The organism is Saccharopolyspora rectivirgula DSM 43747 (assembly GCF_000497205.1).
Lineage (GTDB): Bacteria > Actinomycetota > Actinomycetes > Mycobacteriales > Pseudonocardiaceae > Saccharopolyspora > Saccharopolyspora rectivirgula.
This window is the reverse complement of record NZ_AYJW01000014.1, coordinates 54,075-63,001: the sequence shown is the minus strand read 5'-3', so window position 1 is coordinate 63,001 and position 8,927 is coordinate 54,075. Positions and strand designations below refer to the sequence as shown.

7 protein-coding genes are annotated in these 8,927 nt (G+C 70.0%); all 7 read right to left on the bottom strand.

All coding sequences use genetic code 11. From position 1 onward, the window contains the following. Positions 1-204 precede the first annotated feature (204 nt). The 7 genes from pyrF to pyrR are packed head-to-tail and all read right to left on the bottom strand — an operon-like array spanning position 205 to position 8,857. Positions 205-1,047: an orotidine-5'-phosphate decarboxylase gene (gene pyrF, locus SREC43747_RS0106300; protein WP_029720305.1), complete on the bottom strand. Its 843-nt coding sequence runs from the start codon at positions 1,045-1,047 to the stop codon at positions 205-207. Then, a complete protein-coding gene (gene carB, locus SREC43747_RS0106295) occupies positions 1,044-4,385 on the bottom strand; it encodes a carbamoyl-phosphate synthase large subunit (protein ID WP_029720304.1) in 3,342 nt (1,113 codons plus the stop codon). The genes pyrF and carB overlap by 4 nt, the downstream gene beginning before the upstream one ends. Beyond that, positions 4,385-5,506 carry a glutamine-hydrolyzing carbamoyl-phosphate synthase small subunit gene (gene carA / locus SREC43747_RS0106290; protein WP_029720303.1) on the bottom strand — a complete coding sequence of 374 codons (1,122 nt, stop codon included), beginning with the start codon at positions 5,504-5,506 and terminating at the stop codon, positions 4,385-4,387. The genes carB and carA overlap by 1 nt, the downstream gene beginning before the upstream one ends. 18 nt (positions 5,507-5,524) lie before the next feature. After that, positions 5,525-6,043, bottom strand: coding sequence for a PH-like domain-containing protein (locus SREC43747_RS0106285; protein WP_029720302.1), 519 nt, complete (start codon positions 6,041-6,043; stop codon positions 5,525-5,527). Beyond that, positions 6,043-7,341, bottom strand: a complete 1,299-nt coding sequence (locus SREC43747_RS0106280) for a dihydroorotase (protein ID WP_029720301.1) — start codon at positions 7,339-7,341, stop codon at positions 6,043-6,045. Before SREC43747_RS0106280 ends, SREC43747_RS0106285 begins: the two co-directional genes overlap by 1 nt. After that, positions 7,338-8,270, bottom strand: a complete 933-nt coding sequence (locus tag SREC43747_RS0106275; RefSeq protein ID WP_029720300.1) for an aspartate carbamoyltransferase catalytic subunit — start codon at positions 8,268-8,270, stop codon at positions 7,338-7,340. Before SREC43747_RS0106275 ends, SREC43747_RS0106280 begins: the two co-directional genes overlap by 4 nt. Then, positions 8,270-8,857 carry a bifunctional pyr operon transcriptional regulator/uracil phosphoribosyltransferase PyrR gene (gene pyrR, locus SREC43747_RS0106270; RefSeq protein WP_029720299.1) on the bottom strand — a complete coding sequence of 196 codons (588 nt, stop codon included), beginning with the start codon at positions 8,855-8,857 and terminating at the stop codon, positions 8,270-8,272. The genes SREC43747_RS0106275 and pyrR overlap by 1 nt, the downstream gene beginning before the upstream one ends. Between the last annotated feature and the right edge of the window lie 70 nt (positions 8,858-8,927).

The window sequence follows — 8,927 nt, the reverse complement described above, 5'->3', positions numbered from 1 at the left end:
GCGCCGATGCCTTCAAAGGCTTCCTCGCCCTCGCCGCCGCACTGACCTGCTTCAAGAAGCTCAAACAAGCCAAGTGAGACACGCTCTAATGAATCGAGCAGTTATCGGACAGGGGATTCGCATCCACATTCTCGAAAGCAAACAACGCTGGACGAAAAGGGGCCTTTGCCGGTTGCATCGGCAAAGGCCCCTTCGTTCTGGCGCTCAGTCGTGGACCAAGCTCGCCACTTCGTCCCGAACCCGTCTCACCGCCGCGCGCAGGTCGCTGACCGCCGGGCCGTGGCGGAGGATGTCGCGGGAGGAGGCCGGCAGCACGTTCGACAGGGCTTCACCGAAGACCTCCTGCAAGGTCTGCACCGTCGCCCCCTGGGCGCCCAGACCGGGCGCCAGGATCGGCCCGTTGAGCCGGGAGAAGTCCAACTCCCCGGGACGGATCGTGGCTCCGGCCACCACCCCGACATGCCCCATCGGTTCCACGTCCACATTGGTCTCAGCTGCGGAGTCCACGATGGACTGAGCGACCGAAGCGCCGCTGCCGTGGGCCGACTGCTGCAACTCCGCGCCCTCCGGGTTGGAAGTGCGGGCCAGCACGAACACCCCGCGACCGGTGCGCTCGGCGAGCTCGATGGCCGGAACCAGCGAACCGTAACCGAGGTAAGGGGAAACGGTGATCGCATCCGCGGCCAGCGGTGCACCGGAGTCCAAATAGGCCGAAGCGTAAGCGGCCATCGTGGACCCGATGTCCCCTCGCTTGACGTCCAGCAGCACCAGCGCCCCCGCCTGCCGGGACTGCTCGATCACCTTCTCCAGCCCCGCGATCCCAGCCGACCCGCAGACCTCGAAGAACGCCGACTGCGGCTTGATCACCGCGACCTCACCGGCCAGCGCCTCCACCGCGGTCAGCGCGAAGCGCTCCAGCGAGCCGGCGTCCTCGGTCAGGCCCCACGAGCGCAGCAGCGACGGGTGCGGATCGATGCCGGCGCACAGCGGACCGCGCGCCCGCACCGATTCCGCGAGCCGCTGACCGAAGCCGGGCTGCCCGGTCACTCCAGCGTCCCGTCTTGCCGGATCGCTGCCTGCAGCTTCTGCAGCGAACGCACCCCGATGTTGCCGTGGATCGCCGCCTCGATGCCCTGCACGGCAGCCGCCGCGCCCTGCACCGTGGTGACGCAGGGGACGTCCCGGGACACCGCCGCGGTGCGGATCTCGTACCCGTCGACCCGCGGTCCGGGGTTGCCGTACGGGGTGTTGATGATCATGTCGATCTCACCCGACTTGATCATGTCCACCACGTCCTTCTCCCCGTCGGCGACCTCCTCGGTGTGCTTGCGCACCACCGTGGCCGGGATCCCGTTCCGGCGGAGCACGTCGGCGGTTCCCGTGGTGGCCAGGATCTCGAAGCCGAGATCGGCCAGCCGCTTGACCGGGAAGACCAGCGCCCGCTTGTCCTTGTTGGCCACCGAGACGAACACCCGGCCCTTGGTCGGCAGCGAACCGTAGGCGCCCGCCTGGGACTTGGCGAAGGCCTGCCCGAACGAGGTGTCGATGCCCATGACCTCACCGGTGGACTTCATCTCCGGCCCGAGCAGCGAGTCCACCCCGTAGCCCTCCGGAGTGCGGAACCGGTGGAACGGCAGCACCGCTTCCTTGACCGCCACCGGCGCGTTCGCCGGGAGGGCGGCGCCGTCGCCCTCCGCCGGCAGCAGGCCCTCCGCGCGCAGGTCGGAGATCTTGGCGCCCAGCATGATGCGGGCAGCCGCCTTGGCCAGCGGCGCGGCGGTCACCTTCGACACGAACGGGACGGTGCGGGAAGCCCGCGGGTTCGCCTCCAGCACGTACAGCACGTCGTCCTTCAACGCGTACTGCACGTTGAGCAGGCCGTGCACGCCGATGCCCTGGGCGATGGCCTCGGTGGACCGGCGGACCCGCTCGATGTCCTGGCGGCTCAGCGTGATCGGCGGCAGCGCGCAGGCCGAGTCACCGGAGTGGATGCCCGCTTCCTCGATGTGCTCCATCACGCCGCCGAGGTAGACCTCGTTGCCGTCGCACAGCGCGTCCACGTCGATCTCGATGGCGTCGTCGAGGAAGTTGTCCACCAGCACCGGGTGCTCCGGCGAAACTTCGGTGGCCCGGGCGATGTAGTCCTCGAGGGACGCCTCGTCGTAGACGATCTCCATGCCGCGCCCGCCGAGCACGTACGAGGGGCGGACCAGCACCGGGTAGCCGATGTCGTCGGCGATCCGCTTGGCGCCCTCGAAGCTGGTGGCGGTGCCGTACTTGGGGGCCGGCAGGTTCGCCCCGGCCAGCACGTCACCGAACGCACCGCGGTCCTCGGCCATGTTGATCGCGTCCGGCGAAGTCCCCAGGACCGGGATCCCGGCGTCGGCCAGCCGCTTGGCCAACCCCAGCGGGGTCTGGCCGCCGAGCTGGACGATGACACCGGCCACCGTGCCCGACTCCTGCTCGGCGTGCACCACCTCGAGCACGTCCTCGAAGGTCAACGGCTCGAAGTACAGCCGGTCCGAGGTGTCGTAGTCGGTGGACACCGTCTCCGGGTTGCAGTTGACCATCACGGTCTCGTAGCCGCGACCGCCGTTGTCCGGGGCTTCCCGCAGCGCCATCGCCGCGTGCACGCACGAGTAGTCGAACTCGATGCCCTGCCCGATCCGGTTCGGACCGGAACCCAGGATGATCACCTTGGGCCGCTCGCGCTGCTCGGTCACCTCCGACTCGGCCGCCGGGTCCAGCTCGTAGGCCGAGTAGTGGTAGGGCGTCCGGGCGGCGAACTCGGCGGCGCAGGTGTCCACGGTCTTGAAGACCGGGCGGACCCCCAACCGGTGCCGCAGCGCGCGCACCCCGTCCTCGCCGGCCAGTTCCGGTCGCAGCGCGGCGATCTGCCGGTCCGACAGCCCGGCCCGCTTGGCCCGGCGGAGCAGGTCCGCGTCGAGCACCGGGGACTCCACCAGTTCCGCCCGCAGCTCCACCAGCGCGGCGATCTGGTCCACGAACCACGGGTCGATGCCGGAGGCCTCGGCCACCTGCTGCACCGAAGCCCCGTAGCGCAGCGCGCGTTCCACCGTGTACAGGCGGCCGTCGTGCGGCGTGCGCAACTTCTCCAAAGCGGACTCGAGGGTCTCCCCCTCGGGGTCGTCCTTGGTCCAGAACCCGACCGCCTTGGTCTCCATCGAGCGCAGCGCCTTGCCCAGCGCCTCGGAGAAGCTGCGGCCCAGGGCCATGGCTTCGCCGACGCTCTTCATCGTGGTCGTCAGCTCCGGGTCCGCGCCGGGGAACTTCTCGAACGCGAACCGCGGCACCTTCACCACGACGTAGTCCAGCGCGGGTTCGAAGCTGGCGGGGGTCTCCCCGGTGATGTCGTTGCGGATCTCGTCGAGCGTGTAGCCGACCGCGAGCTTGGCGGCGATCTTGGCGATCGGGAAACCGGTGGCCTTCGACGCCAGCGCCGAGGAGCGCGACACCCGCGGGTTCATCTCGATGACCACCATGCGGCCGGTCTTGGGCTCCACCGCGAACTGGATGTTGCAGCCGCCGGTTTCCACCCCGACCGCCCGCAGCACCGCGATGCCGAGGTCGCGCATCTTCTGGTACTCGCGGTCGGTCAGCGTCATGGCGGGGGCGACGGTCACCGAGTCACCGGTGTGCACGCCCATCGGGTCGATGTTCTCGATGGAGCACACGACCACGACGTTGTCCGACCCGTCGCGCATCAGCTCGAGCTCGTACTCCTTCCACCCGAGCACGCTCTCCTCGATCAGGACCTCGTGCACCGGGCTTTCGGCCAGCCCGAACGCCGCCATCTCCTCCAGTTCCTCGGGCGTGTGGGCCATGCCGGAGCCCAACCCGCCCATGGTGAAGCTCGGCCGGATCACCACCGGCAAGCTGTGCTTGGCGACGAAGTCCCGGACCTCCTCCATCGACCGGCAGACGGCGCTCTCCGGCACGTCCCCGCCGACGGAGCGGACGATGTCCTTGAACTGCTGCCGGTCCTCGCCGCGCTGGATGGCGTTGATGTCCGCTCCGATGAGCTCGACGCCGTACTTCTCCAGCACGCCGTTCTCGTGCAGGGCGACAGCCGTGTTCAGCGCGGTCTGCCCGCCCAGCGTCGCCAGCAGCGCGTCCGGGCGCTCGGTGGCGATGACCTTCTCCACGAACTCCGGGGTGATCGGCTCGATGTACGTGGAGTCGGCGAACTCCGGGTCGGTCATGATCGTGGCCGGGTTGGAGTTCACCAGCGAAACCCGCAGCCCTTCGCTGCGGAGCACCCGGCAGGCCTGGGTACCGGAGTAGTCGAACTCGCACGCCTGCCCAATGACGATCGGGCCAGAGCCAATGACCAGAACGTGCTCGATATCAGTCCTCTTGGGCATCAGCGTGCCTCACTCATCAACTCAACGAACTTGTCGAACAGCGGCGCGGCGTCGTGCGGGCCGGCTGCCGCTTCGGGGTGGTACTGGACGCTGAACGCCGGCCCGTCCAGCAGCGCCAGCCCTTCCACCGCGCCGTCGTTGGCGCAGTGGTGGCTGACCACGGCACGGCCGAAATCGGTGCTGAACTGCTCGCCCGGCTCGCCTTCCACCGCGAACCCGTGGTTCTGCGAGGTGATGGAGACCTTGCCGGTGGCCGCGTCGATCACCGGGATGTTGCTCCCGCGGTGCCCGTACTGGAGCTTGTAGGTGCCGCGGCCGAGCGCACGGCCGAGGATCTGGTTGCCGAAGCAGATACCGAACAGGGGCAGCTTGCGGTCCAGCACCTGCCGGGCCACCTCCACCTGCTGGTCGGTGGTGGCCGGGTCACCGGGGCCGTTGGACAGGAACACCCCGTCCGGTCCGATCGAGAGCACCTCGTCGAACGTGGCGCTCGCCGGCAGCACGTGCACCTCGATGCCCCGCTCGGACATCATCCGCGGGGTGTTGGCCTTGATGCCCAGGTCCAGGGCGGCGACGGTGAACCGCTTCTCCCCCTTGGCCGGCACCACGTAGGGCTCGGCGGTGGTCACGTCCGTGACGAGCGAAGCGCCGACCATGCCGTCGCTGGCGGCCACCTCGGCGATCATCTCCTCGTCCGAGCGCAGCGCGTCCCCGGAGAAGATGCCGCCGCGCATGGCGCCGAACTCGCGTACGTGCCGGGTCAGCGAACGGGTGTCGATCCCGGCGATGCCGACGACCCCCTGGCGCTGCAGCTCCTCCTCCAGCGATCGGCGGGAACGCCAGTTCGACGGGATGCGCGCGGGGTCGCGCACCGCGTAGCCGGCGACCCAGATGCGGTTGGACTCGTTGTCCTCCTCGTTCCAACCGGTGTTGCCGATCTGCGGCGCGGTCTGCACCACGATCTGGCGGTGGTACGACGGGTCGGTCAGGGTTTCCTGGTAACCGGTCATGCCGGTGGTGAAGACCACCTCGCCGAGGGTCTTGCCGACCTCGCCGTAAGCCTTCCCGCGAAAGATCCGGCCGTCCTCCAGAACCAGTGTGGCCGGGATGTGCGCGGTCATTCGTCCTCCTGCCGCCTGTTAGCGGTTGTCGTCCGGAGCGGAAGCCGGTCCTAGCGCCCGGACCGCCTCCACCCATTCGCTCTGCGTCGTCTTCTCGTCACCGCGGAAACCGGTGTCCAGCAGGTGCTCGCCGAGCCGCCAGGTCACCACGACCATGCCGACGCCGGGCACGACCTTGTTGGCCAGCTTGTGGTCCAGTCGGGCGTCCACCACGGCTTCGGCCGGGATCCAGATCGAGCTGGCGCCCTCCCGGTCCAGCAGCAGCCCCGACTTCCACAGCCGGGCGGTGCCGTTCGCCCGGTGGCCGATGTCACCGACCACCACCCGGTCCTGCCAGTCACCGGCGAAGGTGGTCCCCACGTACATGCCGGTGGCCGCGGGCAGCAGTTCCGCTCCGCCCGGTTCCTCCGGGAGCACGGGGAACTCCGGCAGCTGGGCTGCTTGGCGCTTGGCGCGATTGACCCATCCCCGCCGCATTCCGTAGACGACCAGGGCTGCCAGCGCTATCAGCGCCAGCACCCACAACGCACGCGCCATCAGCGCCTCACCTTGCCTTCGTGCGCGGTGACCCGGCCGCGCAGCAACGTCGCCACGACTCGTCCGGGCAACCGCATTCCTTCGTACGGCGAGTTGCTCGCCAGGCTGGCCAGCTCAGCTCCTCGCACCGTCCAGACCGCGTCCGGGTCGACGACGGCCAGATTCGCCGGTTCCCCGACCGCGACCGGTCGTCCCTGGTCGGCCAGGCCGGCGATTTCGGCTGGCCGCTCGCTCATCACCCGCGCCACGCCGCGCCAGTCGAGCAGCCCGGCCCGCACCATGGTCTGCACCACGATGCTCAGCGCGGTCTGCAGGCCGAGCATGCCCGGCCGGGCCGCGGACCACTCGCAGTCCTTGTCCTGCGCCGCGTGCGGAGCGTGGTCGGTGGCCACGCAGTCCACGGTGCCGTCCGCCAGCGCCTGCCGGAGCGCTCTGACATCAGTCTCCGTGCGCAACGGCGGATTCACCTTGTTGACCGGGTCATATGTGGCCAGTCGCTCATCGGTGAGCAGCAGGTGGTGCGGGGTGACCTCGGCCGAGACCTCCCCCGGCTCCTGCCGGGCCTTCCACCAGCGCAGGATCTCCGCGGTGCCGGCGGTGGAGACGTGGCAGATGTGCAGCCGACCACCGGTGTGCCCGGCCAGCAGGCAGTCCCGCGCCACGATCGACTCCTCGGCCGCCGCCGGCCAACCGGCCAGCCCCAGCCTGGCCGCGTTCGCACCTTCGTGCGCCTGGGCGCGGACGGTGAGCCGGGGCTCCTCGGCGTGCTGGGCGATCAACCCGCCGAAGCTGCGGGTGTACTCCAGCGCCCGGCGCATGATCAGCGGGTCGTGCACGCACCGCCCGTCGTCGGAGAACACCCGGACCTGAGCCGCGGAGCGGGCCATGGTTCCCAGCTCGGCCAGCTGCTCGCCGTTGAGGCCGACGGTGACCGCGCCCACCGGGTGCACGTCCACCAGCCCGGTTTCCCGCCCCCGGCGCCACACGTGCTCGACCACCACCGCGTTGTCGGCGACCGGGTCGGTGTTGGCCATCGCGAACACCGCGGTGTAGCCGCCCAGAGCCGCCGCCATCGAGCCGGTCTCGATGGTCTCGGCGTCCTCCCTGCCCGGCTCCCGCAGGTGCGTGTGCAGGTCGACGAAGCCGGGGAGCACGACGGCCCCGCCGAGGTGGAGCAGCTCGTCGGCGTCGGCGTCGATCTCCGGGGCGATGTCGGCGACCAGGCCGTTCTCCACCAGCAGGTCCACCGGGTCGCCCTCGCCGTACGGGCGGACCTGCTTCAACAGCACCCGGCTCATGCGGGAACCTCCTCTCCGGCCAGCAGGTGGTAGAGCACCGCCATCCGGACGTGCACACCGTTGTTGACCTGCTGGGTGATGGCAGCGCGCGGGGAATCGGCGACCGACGGGGCGATTTCCATGCCCCGCATCATCGGGCCCGGGTGCAGCACGACCGCGTGCTCGGGCAGCAGCCGCAGCCGGTCCTCGTTGAGCCCGTAGGCCACGGAGTACTCGCGCGCGGACGGGAAGAACGCCCCGTGCATCCGCTCCGCCTGCACCCGCAGCATCATCACCGCGTCCAGCTTCGGCAGCTGGGGATCCAGTTCGTGGTGGACCGGCGCGCCCCACTGCTCGACACCGCAGGGCACCAGGGTGGGCGGTGCGATCAGCACCACTTCGGCGCCGAGGGTGCGCAGCAGGTGGACGTTCGACCGGGCGACCCGGCTGTGCAGCAGGTCGCCGACGATGCCGATCCGCCGCCCGGCCAAGTCGCCGAGCCGTTCCCGCAGGGTGGCGGCATCGAGGAGGGCCTGGGTGGGGTGTTCGTGCATGCCGTCGCCGGCGTTGACGACCTTGGTCCCCGTCTCGACCAGCCAGTCGGCCAGCCGGTGCGCCGCGCCGGACGCCGGGTGCCGGACGATCACGCAGTCGGCGCCCGCCGCGGAGAGGGTGAGCGCGGTGTCGCGCAGGGATTCGCCCTTGCCGACCGAGGAGCTGCTGGCCGACACGTTGATCACATCGGCGCTCATCCACTTGCCGGCGGTCTCGAACGAGACCCTGGTGCGCGTGGAGTTCTCGTAGAACAGGGTGACCACGGTCCGGCCGCGCAGGGTGGGGAGCTTGCGCACCTCCCTGCCGAGCAGGGTGCGCTTGAGGCTGTCGGCCGTGTCCAGCACCGCGGTGGCGTTCTCCCGGTCGAGGTCTTCAGCGGAGAGCAGGTGGCGCATCAACGCTGCCCTCCTCGGCGCAGGACGACCGAATCAACGCCGTCGACCTCCGCGAGCTGCACCGCGACTTCCTCGGATCGGGCGGTGGGGATGTTCTTGCCCACGTAGTCGGCCCGGATGGGCAGCTCCCGGTGCCCGCGGTCGACCAGCACCGCCAGCTGGACGCTCCGCGGCCGCCCCTGGTCGCGCAGCGCGTCCAGCGCAGCCCGCACGGTCCGGCCGGAGAACAGCACGTCGTCCACCAGGACCACGAGGGCGTCGTCGATGCCCTGCGCTGGCAACCGGGTGGGTTCGAGCGGCCGGTTCGGGCGCTTGCGCAGGTCGTCGCGGTAGAGCGTGATGTCGAGCGTGCCTGTGGGAATGGACACACCGCTGAACTCGTGGATGCGGTCCGCGAGCCGCTGGGCCAGCGGTTTGCCCCGAGTGGGGATGCCGAGCAGAACCGTATTGGTGCGACCGGTGTCCAGAGCGGTCTTCTCGATGATCTGATGGGCGATTCTGGCTACTGTTCGCGCAACGTCACCGGACGAGAGCAGCTCGCGCTGCTCCGCCTGGCCCGCCGCGCCCGCCTGTTGGCGTGACGCCACGGATGTGGACCTCCTTCCCCGCCTCACTGGACGGGTCCTTAAAGGATGGTGTGTGAGCGGCCCAGCAGCG